Genomic DNA, 14,501 nt, shown 5'->3' on the forward strand with positions numbered 1-14,501 from the left:
CCCGCAATGCGGCAGGCTGGTGTTGCCGACCCGGTTTGCTGGGCGCCTGCCCGTAGGTGCCCGCCGACGGCGTGCGCCTGCTCAGACCATAGGATAAGGACTCGTGACTCCAGCTGACCTTGCAGATCTCCTTCGTGCTACCGCGGCGAAGGTGCTTGTCGACCGCGGATCGGACCCTTCGGTCCTGCCCGACGAGGTCAAGGTGGAGCGCCCCCGCAACCCGGAACACGGTGACTATGCCACGAATGTGGCCATGCAGGTGGGTAGGAAGGCCGGTTTGGATTCCCGCGAGTTGGCCGGCTGGCTCGCCGAGGCGCTGTCTGCGCACGAGGGTATCGAGTCCGCCGATATCGCGGGCCCGGGCTTTCTCAACATCCGCCTGGCCGCGGCCGCCCAGGGCGCGATCCTCGAGAACATCCGCGCGGCGGGCGCGTCCTACGGCACCTCGACCGCGCTGACCGGCACCAGGATCAATCTGGAATTCGTCTCCGCCAACCCGACCGGTCCGGTGCATCTGGGCGGCACCCGCTGGGCCGCGGTCGGCGACGCGCTCGGCCGGATCCTGGCCGCGCAGGGCGCCGATGTCACCCGCGAGTACTACTTCAACGACAACGGCGCGCAGATCGACCGCTTCGCCGAATCGCTGGTCGCGGCGGCCACCGGGGCGCCCACGCCCGAGAACGGCTATGCCGGTTCCTATATCGGCGAGATCGCGAATCAGATCGTGGCCGCGCATCCGGACGCGCTGAAACTGCCCGCCGAGCAGCGCACCGAGCTGTTCCGCCGCGAGGGTGTCGAGCTGATGTTCGCGCATATCAAGCAGACCCTGCACGCCTTCGGCACCGAATTCGACGTGTACTTCAACGAGAGTTCGCTGTTCGCCTCCGGTGCGGTCGACCGCGCCGTCGAGCGGCTCAAGACGATGGGCAAGCTCTACGAGAAGGACGGCGCCTGGTGGATCGCCAGCTCCGAATACGGCGACGATCAGGACCGGGTCGTCATCAAGAGCGACGGCAAGGCGGCCTACGTCGCCGGTGATATCGCCTACTACCAGGACAAGCGCGCCCGCGGCTTCGATCTGTGCATCTACATGCTCGGTGCCGACCACCACGGCTACATCGGCCGCCTGAAGGCGATCGCCGCGACCTCCGGCGACGATCCGAAGACCGTCGAGGTGCTGATCGGCCAGATGGTGAATCTGGTGCGCGACGGCGTGGCCGTGCGGATGAGTAAGCGCGCGGGCACCGTGGTGACCCTCGACGATCTGGTCGAGCTGATCGGCGTCGATGCCGCGCGCTACTCGCTGGTGCGCAGCTCGGTCAACACCAGCATGGATATCGATCTCGACGTCTGGACCAAACAGGGCAACGAGAATCCGGTCTACTACGTGCAATACGCGCACGCCCGCACCTGCGCGGTCGGCCGGAATGCCGCCGATCTCGGATTCGCCGGGGTCGCACCGGATCTCGCGTTGCTGACCGCCGACGAGGAGGGCGAGCTGATCCGCACCCTCGGCGAGTATCCTGCCGTCGTCGCGAGCGCGGCGACGCTGCGCGAGCCGCATCGCGTGGCCCGCTATCTGGAGGAGCTGGCGGGCGCGTACCACCGCTTCCAGACCAACAAGACGCTGCGCATTCTGCCGCAGGGCGACGATCCGGTCGCGCCGGTCAATGCCGCGCGCCTCGAACTGGTCAACGCCACCCGCCAGGTTCTCGCCAACGGCCTCGGGCTGCTCGGCGTCAACGCTCCGGAGAGGATGTGATGAGCGTGTCCGAGCGTCCCGGTGATCCGGCCGTGATGATCGATCTGCCCGCGAATGTGTGGCCCCGCAATGCCACTCGCGACGCCGACGGCGTCGTGCGGTTGGCGGGTGTGTCCGTGACCGAGCTGGCCGAGCAGTACGGCACGCCGCTGTTCGTGATCGACGAGGACGACTTCCGTTCCCGCTGCCGGGATATGGTCCGCGCGTTCGGCGACAATGCGCGAGTCCACTACGCCTCCAAGGCATTCCTGTGCGGCGAGGTCGCGCGCTGGGTGCGCGACGAGGGCCTGTCCCTGGACGTCTGCTCCGGCGGCGAGCTGGCCGTCGCGCTGCACGCGGGCTTCCCTCCCGCGCGAATCGCCCTGCACGGCAACAACAAGTCCGTCCCCGAGCTGGAGGCCGCGGTCGCCGCGGGCGTCGGTCATGTGGTGCTCGACTCGCTGATCGAGATCGATCGGCTCGAGGCCGTGGCCGGGCGCGCCGGTGTCGTGCAGGACGTGCTCGTGCGCGTCACTCCCGGCGTGGAAGCCCATACCCACGAATACATTTCGACCGCGCACGAGGATCAGAAGTTCGGCTTCTCGATCACCGGTGGCGACGCCCTCGAGGCGCTGGCCCGGGTGTTCGAATCGCGGAATCTGCGCCTGGTCGGCCTGCACAGCCATATCGGCTCGCAGATCTTCGAAATCGACGGCTTCGAGATCGCCGCGCAGCGCATGCTCGGACTGCTGCGCGATGCCGTCGACAAGTTCGGCGCCGAGCGCACGGCGCAGATCAATACCCTGGATCTCGGTGGTGGCCTGGGCATTTCGTATCTGCCGCACGACGATCCGCCCCCGCTGGACGAGTTCGCGGCCAACCTGCGCCGCATCGTCGCCGAGGAGGCCGCCCGCGCCGGATTGCCGACCCCGGCCATCGCGGTCGAACCGGGGCGCGCCATCGCCGGACCCGGCACCGTCACCGTCTACGAGGTCGGCACTACCAAGGACGTCAGCCTCGACGGTGGCCTGCGGCGGCGCTACGTCAGCGTCGACGGCGGTATGAGCGACAACATCCGGCCCGCGCTCTACCAGGCCGAATACGATTGCCGCCTGGTCTCGCGCGGCAGCGATTCCGATGCGGTGCTGGCCCGGGTGGTCGGAAAGCATTGCGAGACCGGCGATATCGTCATCCGCGATACCTGGATGCCCGCCGATGTCGGCCCCGGCGATCTGATCGCGGTGGCGGCGACCGGCGCCTATTGCTATTCGATGTCGAGCCGCTACAACCTGCTCACCCGCCCGGCCGTGGTGGCCGTGCGCGCCGGGCAGGCGCGGTTGATCCTGCGCCGGGAGACGGTGGCGGACCTTTTGAGCTTGGAGGTGGAACCATGACCGAGGTCGGGAACAGGGCCGTATTCGGATCCGATCATCCGATTGGCGTCGCGGTCCTCGGCATGGGCAATGTCGGCACCGAGGTGGTGCGGATCCTGCGCGAGCACGCCGAGGATCTGCGCTCGCGCGTGGGCGCCCCGGTCCTGCTGCGCGGTATCGCGGTGCGGCGCCTCGACGTCGACCGCGGCGTGCCCGCCGAACTGCTGACCACCGACTCCGAGGCGCTGGTCGCCCGCGACGACGTGGATGTGGTGATCGAGGTGATGGGCGGCATCGATCCGGCCCGCAAGCTCATCGGCTCCGCGCTCAGCGCGGGCAAATCCGTGGTCACCGCCAACAAGGCGCTGCTGGCCGACTATACCGGCGAACTCGCCGCCGCGGCCGAGACCAGCCGCGCCGACCTGTATTTCGAGGCCGCCGTCGCCGGCGCCATTCCGGTGGTGCGCCCGCTGATCCAGTCGCTGTCCGGTGACCGGGTCAACCGGGTGGTCGGAATCGTCAACGGGACAACGAATTTCATTCTCTCGGCGATGGACGAGACCGGCGCCGACTACGAGGGCACGCTGCAGGAGGCCACCCGGCTGGGATATGCCGAGGCCGATCCGACCGCCGACGTCGAGGGGTACGACGCCGCCGCCAAGGCCGCCATCCTGGCCTCGCTGGCCTTCCACACCCGCGTCACCGCCCACGATGTGTACCGCGAGGGCATCTCGAAGATCACCGCCGAGGATCTGGAAACCGCTGCGGCTGTGGGTTGTACGGTCAAGCTGCTGGCCATCTGCGAGCGAGTGCCCGCCGCCCTCGGCGAGCCCGGGCCCGCCGAGGGCGGTAAGGAACGCATCTCGGTGCGGGTCTATCCGGCGCTGATCCCGCGCAAGCATCCGCTCTCGGCGGTCAACGGCGCGTTCAACGCCGTGGTCGTGGAGGCCGAGAATGCGGGCCGGCTGATGTTCTACGGTCAGGGCGCCGGCGGCGCGCCGACGGCCTCGGCCGTCATGGGCGATCTGGTGATGGCGGCGCGCAACAAGTTCTACGGTGGCCGCGCGCCGGGCGAGTCGGTTTATGCTGAGCTGCCGATCGCGCCGATCGGCGATACGCCCACTCGTTATCACGTGAATCTGCAGGTGGCCGACCGTACCGGAGTTCTACAGGCCGTGGCCGGTGAGTTCGCCAAGCACGGCGTGAGCATCTCCACGGTCCGCCAAGAGGGATCCGATGAGGGCGCCCGGCTCGTCGTGGTCACCCACCACGCGCGGGAGTCGGCGCTGGCCGATACGGTGGCCGCACTGGCCGAATTGGAATCCGTCACGTCCGTGACCAGCGTTTTGAGATTGGAAGGCACCGAGGAATGAGTACCACTGGACTTCCGGTTCACACTGCGTGGCCGGGTTTGATCGCGGCCTACCGCGATCGACTGGCGGTGGGCGCGGATTGGGAGCCGATCACGCTGTTCGAGGGCGGCACCCCGCTGGTGCCGGCGCATCATCTGTCCGAGCTCACCGGCTGTGAGGTCTACCTCAAGGTCGAGGGCGCGAACCCGACCGGATCCTTCAAGGACCGCGGCATGACCATGGCGATGACCGATGCCAAGGCCCGCGGCCAGCAGGCGGTGCTGTGCGCCTCCACCGGCAACACCTCGGCCTCGGCCGCGGCCTACGCCACCCGCGCGGGCATGCACTGCGCGGTGCTGATCCCCGAGGGCAAGATCGCGATGGGCAAGTTGGCCCAGGCGGTCATGTTGGGCGCCAAGATCATTCAGGTGCGGGGTAACTTCGACGACTGCCTCGAGCTGGCGCGCAAGGTGACCTCGGAATTCCCGCAGGTCGGCCTCGTCAATTCGGTGAATCCGGCGCGGATCGAGGGTCAGAAGACCGCGGCCTTCGAGATCTGCGATGTGCTCGGCCGGGCCCCGGATGTGCATGCGCTGCCGGTCGGCAACGCCGGCAACATCACGGCCTACTGGAAGGGCTACAGCGAGTACCACGCCGACGGCGTCACCGCCTCGCGCCCGCGCATGCTGGGTGTCCAGGCCGCGGGCGCCGCGCCGCTGGTCAACGGCGCTCCGGTGCAGAATCCTGAGACCATCGCCACAGCCATCCGGATCGGCGCCCCCGCGTCCTGGAACGGCGCGATGCATGCCAAGGAAGAGTCCGGCGGCGCGTTCCGCGCCGCCACCGACGAGGAGATCCTCGCGGCGTACCGCCTGATCGCCGGCACCGAGGGCGTCTTCGTCGAGCCCGCCTCGGCCGCCAGTGTGGCGGGCCTGCTGGCCGCGCGCGCGGAGGGCTGGCTCGAGCCGGGGCTGACCGTGGTCTGCACGGTGACCGGCAACGGCCTCAAGGATCCCGATACCGCGCTGAAGGGCATGCCCGAGGTCCGGGCGATCGCCGTGGATCCGGTCGCGGTGGCCCACGAACTGGAGCTGGCCTGAATTGAGTTCCCGCGAAGGTCAAGTGCTGACCAGGACCCTGCCGGCCGGAATCACCGTCACGGCACGGGTTCCGGCCTCCAGTGCCAATCTGGGGCCCGGATTCGACTCCCTGGGCATCGCATTGGGCCTCTACGACGAGATCGTGGTGCGGACCACCGAATCCGGCCTGACCATCCGGGTGGAGGGCGAGGGCGCCGACGATGTGCCTTGGGGCCCTTCGCATCTGGTGGTCCGTGCCATCGAGCGCGGCCTGGAATCCATGGGTGCCTGGGCCGACGGCCTGGATGTGGTGTGCCGCAATGCGATTCCGCACTCCAGGGGTTTGGGCTCCTCGGCCTCGGCGGTGGTGGGCGGCCTGGCCGCCGGTCGCGGCCTGGCCGCGAAATTCGATCCGGAACTCGACTGCGACGATGCCGAATTGGTCCAGCTGGCTTCGGAATTCGAGGGACATCCCGATAATGCGGCCGCGAGCGTCCTGGGCGGAATCGTGGTGTCGTGGACCGAACTACCCGCCGATCCGTCCGTCGATCATCATGCGCGGACCTACCGGGCGGTGCGTTTGGATCCCCATCCCGCACTGTGCGCGACGATATTGATTCCCGAGGAGCGTTCGGCCACCGCGCATACCCGCGGCCTCCTACCGGAATTGGTGCCGCACGGCGACGCGGCCTTCAACGCCAGCCGCGCCGCGCTCGCGGTCGTGGCCCTGACCCAGCGGCCCGACCTGCTGCTTCCCGCCACTGCGGATCGGCTGCATCAGATGTATCGTGCCGCGGCACTGCCGTTGACGACGGCATGGGTGACCCGGTTGCGCGAGGCCGGAATTGCGGCGATCGTCTCGGGCGCGGGTCCGACCGTATTGGCCTTCAGCGCCGGGGAATTGCCCGCCGAGCTGCGTGAACAGGCCGCCGCCGACGGCCTTCGAGTGGTGACGCCGACCATCTCCGACGGCGTGCGGGTCGATTGACGGCGTGCCTGCCTTGCTGATGGGAACCGTGGGAGCTATCCTGAGCACGTCCGTACATCGTGCGCGTCAGACGCCGGTGCTTCATCAGGGCAATCGCTCCAGCAGGCTCCTTGCTTCAGGCTCGGGACACGAGTCTCGGACATCCGGGAAAGCAACTGGAATGATCTCTCCCACCTTCGTAATCCGGTGGCCGAAGCCCAGGTGGTGACGGCCGCCGGTCCGGCGGGGCAGGCGATACGGCATCCGAGCTCGGCGCGATGATCGGGCTTCGGGACGAAACCCTCGAATAAGCACACGGCTTTCGAGGGAAGGAAAGGATCTCCGTGACAGATACGGACCTGCTCGCGACACCCGGGGTGGAAACCAATGGAAGTTCCTCGGGCCGTCGCGAAAGTGACTCCGGACAGATTTCGAAGATGAGCGAACACACTGACGTCGCACGATCGGGGCTGACTGGAATGTTGTTGCCGCAGTTGCGTGCGCTTGCTGGAGAGCTCGGTATCCGAGGAACCTCCGGGATGCGTAAGGGCGATCTGATCGCCGCCATCAAAGAAAATCAGGCCACCACGTCCGGAAAGGCCCCGCGCGGCCGCAACGAGACGAAGTCCGAGGCGACCGCTGACGTGAAGACGGATTCGTCGAAATCTGCCGCGCAGACCGCTGAGGGACCGTCGTCGACCGGTGGGGAGTCCGCCTCGGCGAAGAATGCCCCGGCCAAGACCCGGACGCGGGTCGAGCAGCCGACGCTGGACAGCGTGGTGGACGACAAGCCCGTGACCGCTTCCGCTCCCGCCGAGGCCACCGAATCCGGTGCGCGCCCTGCCGATTCGGGCGAGGACAACGGTCGTGAGGGTGGTCAGCGCGGCCGGGGCCGTCAGCGTCGCGGCCGCGATCAGCGCGGTGGCGCCACGAACGAGGCGAGCTCGGAAGGCTCGTCGAGCTCGGAGCCCAAGGACGCCGAGGCCAAGCCGGAGCAGGAGGGCGGCGAGCGCCGTCGCGACCGCAACCAGCAGAACGGCCAGAATCAGAGCAGCCAGGCCAGCCAGAACGGCAACCGCGCCGAGCGCACGGACCGTCAGGACCGCGCGCCGCGCGATGCCGACGACGACGAGGGCGGCCGTGGCCGCCGTGGTCGTCGATTCCGTGAGCGTCGTCGGGGGCGGGATCGTGAGGGCGGCGAGAGCCGTGGCCCCAACGAGGTCGAGATCCGCGAGGACGACGTCCTGCAGCCGGTGGCCGGCATTCTGGACGTGCTCGACAACTACGCGTTCGTGCGCACCTCCGGCTACCTGGCCGGCCCGAACGACGTGTACGTCTCGATGAATCTGGTCCGTAAGAACGGTCTGCGCCGCGGTGATGCCATCACCGGTGCGGTGCGCGCGCCCCGCGACGGCGAGCAGAGCAATCAGCGGCAGAAGTTCGATCCGCTGGTGCGGCTGGACACGGTCAACGGCTCGGATATCGAAAGTGCCAGGCGCCGACCGGATTTCAGCAAGCTGACCCCGCTGTACCCGAATCAGCGGTTGCGGCTGGAGACTCAGCCGAACAAGCTGACCACCCGGGTGATCGATCTGATCATGCCGATCGGTAAGGGTCAGCGTGCGCTGATCGTGTCGCCGCCGAAGGCGGGTAAGACCACGATCATGCAGGACATCGCGAACGCGATCGCGGTCAACAACCCGGAGGTCTACCTCATGGTTGTGCTGGTCGACGAGCGTCCGGAAGAGGTCACCGATATGCAGCGCACCGTGCGCGGCGAGGTGATCGCCTCCACGTTCGACCGGCCGCCGGGCGATCACACCTCGGTCGCCGAACTCGCCATCGAGCGGGCCAAGCGTCTGGTGGAGATGGGCCAGGACGTGGTCGTGCTGCTCGACTCGATCACTCGATTGGGACGTGCGTACAACAACTCCTCGCCGGCTTCGGGCCGCATCCTGTCCGGTGGTATCGACTCGACCGCGCTGTATCCGCCGAAGCGATTCCTCGGCGCCGCACGCAATATCGAGAACGGCGGCTCGCTGACGATCATCGCCACGGCCATGGTGGAGACCGGTTCGACCGGTGACACGGTGATCTTCGAGGAGTTCAAGGGCACGGGTAACGCCGAGCTCAAGCTCGACCGCAAGATCGCCGAGCGTCGCGTGTTCCCGGCGGTGGACGTCAACCCGTCCGGCACCCGTCGTGACGATCTGTTGATGAACGCCGACGAGGCCGCGGTCCTGCACAAGCTGCGCCGCGTCCTGTCGGGTCTGGATTCGCACCAGGCGATCGATCTGCTGATCGACCGGTTGAAGAAGACCAAGACCAACCTGGAATTCCTGATGCAGGTCTCCAAGACCGCGCCGGGAGCCATCGACGAGTGAGTGCCCACTCGTAGCTTTTCCGCCAGCGCCCGGCCCTGCTCTATTCGCAGGCCGGGCGCTGGCGTTTTTGTGCCACCTCTTCCGGCATCGCCCGTTTCGAATAACTGATTCGATCCGGATCCCGTCGCTGCCCGGTGCGGGTGTTGGCGGCGAACGCGGTCAGCGGGGTCGGCCGGTAGAAGATCACTCCGATCACCGCCGCGCCGACGATGAGAAAGCCCAGGATCAGCGCGGTGATCGTGGTGACGCCACCGGTGGAGACGACGGTGGCGGTGAATTCGAATTGCGGAGTGTCCGTGGGGAGATTCGCGGCCACCGCGGGCGGCCGATCGCCCGGCGCCGACCACCAGCCGATGGCCACCAGTATGAACAGGGCCGCGAACGCCGATCCGGCCAGTCGCGTACCCGCGGATGCGGAGGCCGGAGACCTGGATCTCGTCGCCCCCCGAGCGGCGTGGAGATTCACTGCTGTCCTTTCACGTAATCGCACGGTTCTCACCTGGCGATACTCTATGAACAGCCGTGTACGCGTTCCCGAGTAGCGAACTACTCGACTTCGGCGTCGCCCGGGAATGAAACCTACCAGGGGTGCGTTGTGAGAACGTGCCAGCCGTTCTGGCATACTGGGTCGCTGGTGCGTCTGCTGGTAGAAGGCAGAGCATCCCGCCTAGTCGGTTCCGGTTCACGCCCTCGCAAGTCGACGGCGACCCGGCGACCACATCGAAAGGACACCCATGAAGGCAGGAATCCACCCGACCTACGTGCCGACCACCGTCGTCTGCGGTTGCGGCAACACCTTCCAGACGCACAGCGCCAAGGAGTCGGGCCACATCACGGTCGAGGTTTGCTCGCAGTGCCACCCGTTCTACACGGGCAAGCAGAAGATCCTGGACACCGGCGGCCGCGTCGCCCGCTTCGAGGCCCGCTACGGCAAGCGCGCCGCCAAGAAGGCCGACGCCGACACCAAGTAGCCGTTCCGTCGACGCCCGTCCTGCATGGCAGGTCGGGCGTCGGTGTGTTTCAGGACAGCAGGCGAATCCCATTTTCGCTTCCTGACTTGGCTCGACCCGCAAGTTCGCGGCCCGGCTCGTTTCTGGACTGACGGAGCGGGGGAGCGAAGCGGAGGAGCGGGGGAGGGAAGAAACGAGCCTCAGGGGCCGCGAACCCGCGACGCCGAAGGCGGCGCAAACAAACAAGGAGCACCCGCGATGGCCGATAAGACGGCCCCGTCGGCTATCGACGACATCCTGGCCGAATACTCCGGCCTGGAGACGCAGCTGGGCGATCCGGAGCTGCACAACAATCCGGGCGAGGCTCGGCGCGTCGGTAAGCGGTTCGCCGAGCTCGCTCCGGTCATGTCGACCTATAACAAGTTGACCTCCGCGAGCGACGATCTGGCCGCCGCGCGTGAGCTGGCGGCCGACGACTCCGCGTTCGCGGCCGAGATTCCGGGGCTCGAGCAGCAGGTCGAGGAGCTGTCGAAGGCACTGACCGATCTGCTCGCCCCGCGCGATCCGCACGATGCCGACGATGTGGTCCTCGAGGTGAAGTCCGGTGAGGGCGGCGAGGAATCGGCGCTGTTCGCCTCCGATCTGGCCCGCATGTACATCCGCTATGCCGAGCGGCACGGATGGAAGGTCGAGGTGCTCGACGCCAACATCTCGGATCTGGGCGGCTACAAGGAGGCGACGATCACCATCAAGAGTCGCGAGCCCAGCCGCGACGGGGTGTGGTCGAGACTGAAGTTCGAGGGCGGCGTGCATCGCGTACAGCGCGTGCCGGTGACCGAATCGCAGGGGCGTATCCATACCTCCGCCGCGGGCGTACTCATCTATCCCGAGCCCGACGAGGTCGAGCAGGTGCAGATCGACGAATCCGATCTGCGCATCGATGTCTACCGGTCCTCGGGCAAGGGCGGCCAGGGTGTCAACACCACCGATTCGGCCGTGCGCATCACCCATCTGCCCACCGGCATCGTGGTGACCTGTCAGAACGAGCGATCCCAGCTGCAGAACAAGATTCGTGCCATGCAGGTCCTCGGGGCGCGGCTGCAGGCGCTGGCCGAGGAGCAGGCCGATGCCGAGGCGGCGGCGGGCCGGGCGAGCCAGATTCGCACGGTGGACCGGTCCGAACGCATTCGGACCTACAACTTCCCGGAGAACCGGATCACTGACCACCGCATCGGTTTCAAGGCCCACAATCTGGATTCGGTGCTGGACGGTGAGTTGGACGCCCTCCTCGACGCATTGGCTGAAGCAGACCGCGCGGCCCGCTTGTCGGCGGAGTAACCCGGTGACGGAGATCCAGCCCGGGCAACTGATTTCGTGACAACATGGGTAACTCATCGGGTACGTCCAGAGCTGGTCACGTTCGTGACCGCCGGTCCGCGACGGAGGTGTCGTGACACCTATTGATCGGCAAGAAACGCGGGGAGGCGGAGGAGCTCGTCCAGAGCTGGTCACGTTCGTGACCGTCGGTCCGCGACGGAGATGTCGTGACACCCACTGATCGGCAAGAATCGCGGAGTGGCGGACAGGCGTTGCGTACTGCGCTTGTCGAGGCCGCCGAGAGCCTGCGGCGGGCCGGAGTGCACAGCCCGCGCGTCGATGCCGAATTCCTGGCCGCCCATGTGCTCGGCGTGGAACGTCTCCGGCTCGCGCTGATCTCGATGATGACGCCCGAACAGCTGGGGGAGTACCGGAAGCTGGTGGCCCGGCGCGCGGAACGTGTTCCGCTGCAACATCTCACCGGCGCCGCGGCCATGGGCGAGATCGATCTCGCCGTCGGCCCGGGCGTCTTCGTGCCGCGGCCGGAGACCGAACTGCTGTTCGCCTGGGCCCTGGCGCACTTGGAGGCGGCCGGACATGAACATCCGCCCGTGGTGGTGGATCTGTGCACGGGCTCCGGCGCGCTCGCCCTGGCGATAGCGCATGCCCGCCCCGATGCGGAAGTTCATGCGGTGGAACTGGATTCGGTCGCGATGGGATGGGCCGAGCGCAACGCCGAGACCCGCGCCGCCGACGGTGACACTCCCATCACCCTGCACCGAGGCGACGTCACCGACCCGGGAATCCTGTCCGCCCTGAACGGACGAGCCGACGTGGTGATCTCCAACCCGCCCTACATCCCGACCGGTGTCGTCCTGGATCCCGAAGTGGCCGAACATGATCCACACCTGGCCCTGTTCGCCGGCGCGGACGGCCTGGACGTCATCCGCCCGATGATCGCCACCATCGCCCGCCTCCTGCGCACCGACGGCGTCACCGCGATCGAGCATGACGATTCCAACGGCTCCCAGGTAGTGACCCTGCTCACCACCCACGGCGGCTTCACGGCCGTAATCGAACACCCCGACCTCGCGGGCAAACCCCGCTTCGTCGCCGCCCGCCGCATCAACTGATCCCGGCCTGCGGTTGCTCGAAGATTACCTCTGACTCAGAGTGAATTAGCTCTGGATCAGAGGTATTCTTGGACGCATGGAGATTGTGGCCGCTGTGGATACCCCCGATCGGGAGCTGGTCGGGCGTTTGTTGCGGACGTTCGGACGGTTTCGCAGGCAGACGGGGCGGCTGGCGGGGCGTAGCTTCGATGGGTCGGGGGTCAGTACCTCGCAGGCGGAGTTTCTGCGGCTGGTGGGGCGGAATCCGGGGATTTCGGTGAAGGAGGCGGCGGGGGAGCTCGGGCTTGCGCCGAACAGTGTGTCGACCTTCGTCACCGCGCTGGTGCAGGCGAATCTGCTGGAGCGGCAATCGGATTCGGAGGATCGGCGGGTGATGCGGTTGAGCCTGCCCGCGCCGGTGCAGCAGCGGGTCGACGAAACCCGCAGGCGCCACCACGATCTCATCGCGACCGCGCTCACGGAACTCACTCGGGAGGAGCGCGACGAATTGGTGCGCGGCCTGGCCGTGGTGAACAAGGTGTCCGACATTCTGCACCGGCAAGAGACGAGGGCGAACAAGTGACCGAAATCAACAGTCCCGCAGTCGAATGCGTGGGCCTGACGCATCGCTATGGCGACCATATCGTAGTCGACCATCTGGACCTGCGCATCGACCGCGGCGAGGTCTTCGGCCTGCTAGGCCCCAACGGCGCGGGTAAGACCACCACGATCAGGCTGCTCACCACACTGATGCCGGTGCAGGAGGGCGAGGTTCGGGTACTCGGCTTCGAGGTCGGCCGCCGCAATACCGATATCCGCTACAACCTCGGCTATGTGCCACAACAGCTGTCGATCGAGGGATCGCTGACCGGACGGCAGAACGTCACCTGGTTCGCCCGGCTGTTCGACGTCCCGCGCCGCGAACGTGCCGAGCGCGTCGAGGAGGTGCTCGCCGCGATGGATCTGCTCGACGTCGCCGATCGCCTCGCCGCGGGCTATTCCGGCGGGATGGTCCGCCGCCTGGAATTGGCGCAGGCGCTGGTCAATCGCCCCGCCCTGCTGATCCTCGACGAGCCGACGGTCGGCCTGGACCCGATCGCCCGCGACAGCGTCTGGGAACGGATGCGCGATCTGCGCCACCGATTCGGCACCACGGTGCTGCTCACCACGCACTACATGGAAGAAGCCGACGCGCTCTGCGATCGAATCGCCCTGCTGCACAAGGGAGTTCTGCGGGCGGAAGGCGCACCGGAGGATCTGAAGACCGCTCTCGGCCCGACGGCCACGCTGGAGGACGTATTCCGTCACCATGCGGACGCCGATCTGGAGGGAGACAGCAATACTGATGGAGGCCTGCGCAATGTCCGAAACACGCGTAGAACAGCACAGCGCGCCGGTTGATTTCCCGCCGCTGCGCCTGGCGCCGCACGGCCCGGCGCGCGTGGTCGCACTGGGTTCGCGAATCACCACCTTCGCCCTGATCGAGTTGCAGAAGCTGCGCCACGATCGCAGCGAACTGGTCACCCGCGCCGTCCAACCGGCGCTGTGGATGCTGATCTTCGGCACCACCTTCGCCCGCCTGCGGACGATCCCGACCGGCAATACGCCGTATCTGGATTTCCTGGCGCCGGGCATCATCGCCCAATCCGCGCTGTTCATCTCGATCTTCTACGGCATCCTGCTGATCTGGGATCGCGATGCGGGCATCCTCAACAAGCTCATGGTCACCCCGACCCCGCGCGCGGCGCTGATCACCGGCAAATGCTTTGCGGCGGGTGTGCGATCGGTAGCGCAGGTGCTGATCATCGTGGTGCTGGCGCTGATCATGGGCGTGCATATGACGCTGAATCCGCTGAAGCTGTTGGGCGCGGTCGTCGTCGTCATCCTCGGTGCGGCCTTCTTCTCATGCCTGTCGATGAGTATCGCGGGCCTGGTCTCCAAGCGGGATCGGCTGATGGGTATCGGCCAGGCCATCACGATGCCGCTGTTCTTCGCCTCCAACGCGCTGTATCCGATCGATCTGATGCCCGGCTGGTTGCGCGCGGTCAGCCATATCAACCCGCTCAGCTACGAGGTCGACGCGCTGCGCGGCCTGCTGGTCGGCGTCGATGACCACCTGTGGACGGATATGGGCGTGCTGGTGCTGTCCGCGGTCGTCGGAATCGCCTGTGCCTCCGCGCTTTTGGGCCGTCTGGTCCGATGAGCGAGCCGTCCCGCCGGTCCGGC

Annotated in this window: 13 protein-coding genes; 12 read left to right on the forward strand and 1 reads right to left on the reverse strand. The window is 67.2% G+C overall.

Translation table 11 applies throughout. From position 1 onward, the window contains the following. The first annotated feature begins 103 nt into the window (after positions 1–103). The 6 genes from argS (at position 104) to rho (ending at position 8,896) form a co-directional block, all read left to right on the forward strand. The gene (gene argS, locus ACIA76_RS10100; protein WP_397150611.1) at positions 104–1,762 is read left to right on the forward strand and encodes an arginine--tRNA ligase; all 1,659 of its coding nucleotides are present in this window, start codon (positions 104–106) and stop codon (positions 1,760–1,762) included. Then, positions 1,762–3,135 (forward strand): diaminopimelate decarboxylase, encoded by a 1,374-nt coding sequence (gene lysA / locus ACIA76_RS10105; protein WP_397150613.1) that lies wholly within the window; start codon positions 1,762–1,764, stop codon positions 3,133–3,135. The genes argS and lysA overlap by 1 nt, the downstream gene beginning before the upstream one ends. Further along, on the forward strand, positions 3,132–4,487 hold the full coding sequence (locus tag ACIA76_RS10110; protein WP_397150615.1) for a homoserine dehydrogenase: 1,356 nt from the start codon (positions 3,132–3,134) through the stop codon (positions 4,485–4,487). Before lysA ends, ACIA76_RS10110 begins: the two co-directional genes overlap by 4 nt. After that, positions 4,484–5,566, forward strand: coding sequence for a threonine synthase (gene thrC / locus ACIA76_RS10115; RefSeq protein ID WP_397150617.1), 1,083 nt, complete (start codon positions 4,484–4,486; stop codon positions 5,564–5,566). Before ACIA76_RS10110 ends, thrC begins: the two co-directional genes overlap by 4 nt. Before the next feature lie 25 nt (positions 5,567–5,591). Beyond that, entirely contained in the window at positions 5,592–6,533 is a 942-nt protein-coding gene (gene thrB / locus ACIA76_RS10120) for a homoserine kinase (protein ID WP_397150735.1), read from the forward strand. A 323-nt stretch (positions 6,534–6,856) separates the two neighbouring features. After that, positions 6,857–8,896 carry a transcription termination factor Rho gene (gene rho / locus ACIA76_RS10125; RefSeq protein ID WP_397150619.1) on the forward strand — a complete coding sequence of 680 codons (2,040 nt, stop codon included), beginning with the start codon at positions 6,857–6,859 and terminating at the stop codon, positions 8,894–8,896. A gap of 40 nt (positions 8,897–8,936) precedes the next feature. On the opposite strand, the gene ACIA76_RS10130 is transcribed toward rho, so the two are convergent. Next, positions 8,937–9,362 carry a hypothetical protein gene (locus tag ACIA76_RS10130; RefSeq protein WP_397150621.1) on the reverse strand — a complete coding sequence of 142 codons (426 nt, stop codon included), beginning with the start codon at positions 9,360–9,362 and terminating at the stop codon, positions 8,937–8,939. Positions 9,363–9,630: 268 nt separating this feature from the next. Here ACIA76_RS10130 and rpmE point away from each other — a divergent pair, with 268 nt between their 5' ends. From rpmE to ACIA76_RS10160, 6 genes are all read left to right on the forward strand, one after another. Continuing rightward, complete coding sequence (rpmE, locus tag ACIA76_RS10135) at positions 9,631–9,867, forward strand: 50S ribosomal protein L31 (RefSeq protein WP_397150623.1); 237 nt, start codon at positions 9,631–9,633, stop codon at positions 9,865–9,867. A gap of 237 nt (positions 9,868–10,104) precedes the next feature. Then, entirely contained in the window at positions 10,105–11,184 is a 1,080-nt protein-coding gene (gene prfA, locus ACIA76_RS10140) for a peptide chain release factor 1 (protein ID WP_397150625.1), read from the forward strand. Positions 11,185–11,390: 206 nt separating this feature from the next. Beyond that, positions 11,391–12,296, forward strand: coding sequence for a peptide chain release factor N(5)-glutamine methyltransferase (gene prmC / locus ACIA76_RS10145; RefSeq protein ID WP_397150627.1), 906 nt, complete (start codon positions 11,391–11,393; stop codon positions 12,294–12,296). Positions 12,297–12,372: 76 nt separating this feature from the next. Continuing rightward, positions 12,373–12,858 (forward strand): MarR family winged helix-turn-helix transcriptional regulator, encoded by a 486-nt coding sequence (locus ACIA76_RS10150; protein ID WP_397150629.1) that lies wholly within the window; start codon positions 12,373–12,375, stop codon positions 12,856–12,858. Beyond that, on the forward strand, positions 12,855–13,676 hold the full coding sequence (locus tag ACIA76_RS10155; RefSeq protein ID WP_397150631.1) for an ATP-binding cassette domain-containing protein: 822 nt from the start codon (positions 12,855–12,857) through the stop codon (positions 13,674–13,676). The genes ACIA76_RS10150 and ACIA76_RS10155 overlap by 4 nt, the downstream gene beginning before the upstream one ends. Further along, positions 13,636–14,478: an ABC transporter permease gene (locus ACIA76_RS10160; RefSeq protein ID WP_397150633.1), complete on the forward strand. Its 843-nt coding sequence runs from the start codon at positions 13,636–13,638 to the stop codon at positions 14,476–14,478. The genes ACIA76_RS10155 and ACIA76_RS10160 overlap by 41 nt, the downstream gene beginning before the upstream one ends. Positions 14,479–14,501: the final 23 nt, after the last annotated feature.

This window comes from Nocardia sp. NPDC051570, assembly GCF_044454005.1.
Classification (GTDB): domain Bacteria; phylum Actinomycetota; class Actinomycetes; order Mycobacteriales; family Mycobacteriaceae; genus Nocardia.

Excerpts from the sequence above, each read along its gene's own strand:
- lysA (WP_397150613.1), top strand. The coding sequence starts at position 1,762 with ATGAGCGTGTCCGAGCGTCCCGGTGATCCGGCCGTGATGATCGATCTG.
- ACIA76_RS10110 (WP_397150615.1), top strand. The coding sequence starts at position 3,132 with ATGACCGAGGTCGGGAACAGGGCCGTATTCGGATCCGATCATCCGATT.
- thrC (WP_397150617.1), top strand. The coding sequence starts at position 4,484 with ATGAGTACCACTGGACTTCCGGTTCACACTGCGTGGCCGGGTTTGATC.
- rpmE (WP_397150623.1), top strand. The coding sequence starts at position 9,631 with ATGAAGGCAGGAATCCACCCGACCTACGTGCCGACCACCGTCGTCTGC.
- prfA (WP_397150625.1), top strand. The coding sequence starts at position 10,105 with ATGGCCGATAAGACGGCCCCGTCGGCTATCGACGACATCCTGGCCGAA.
- ACIA76_RS10150 (WP_397150629.1), top strand. The coding sequence starts at position 12,373 with ATGGAGATTGTGGCCGCTGTGGATACCCCCGATCGGGAGCTGGTCGGG.
- ACIA76_RS10160 (WP_397150633.1), top strand. The coding sequence starts at position 13,636 with ATGTCCGAAACACGCGTAGAACAGCACAGCGCGCCGGTTGATTTCCCG.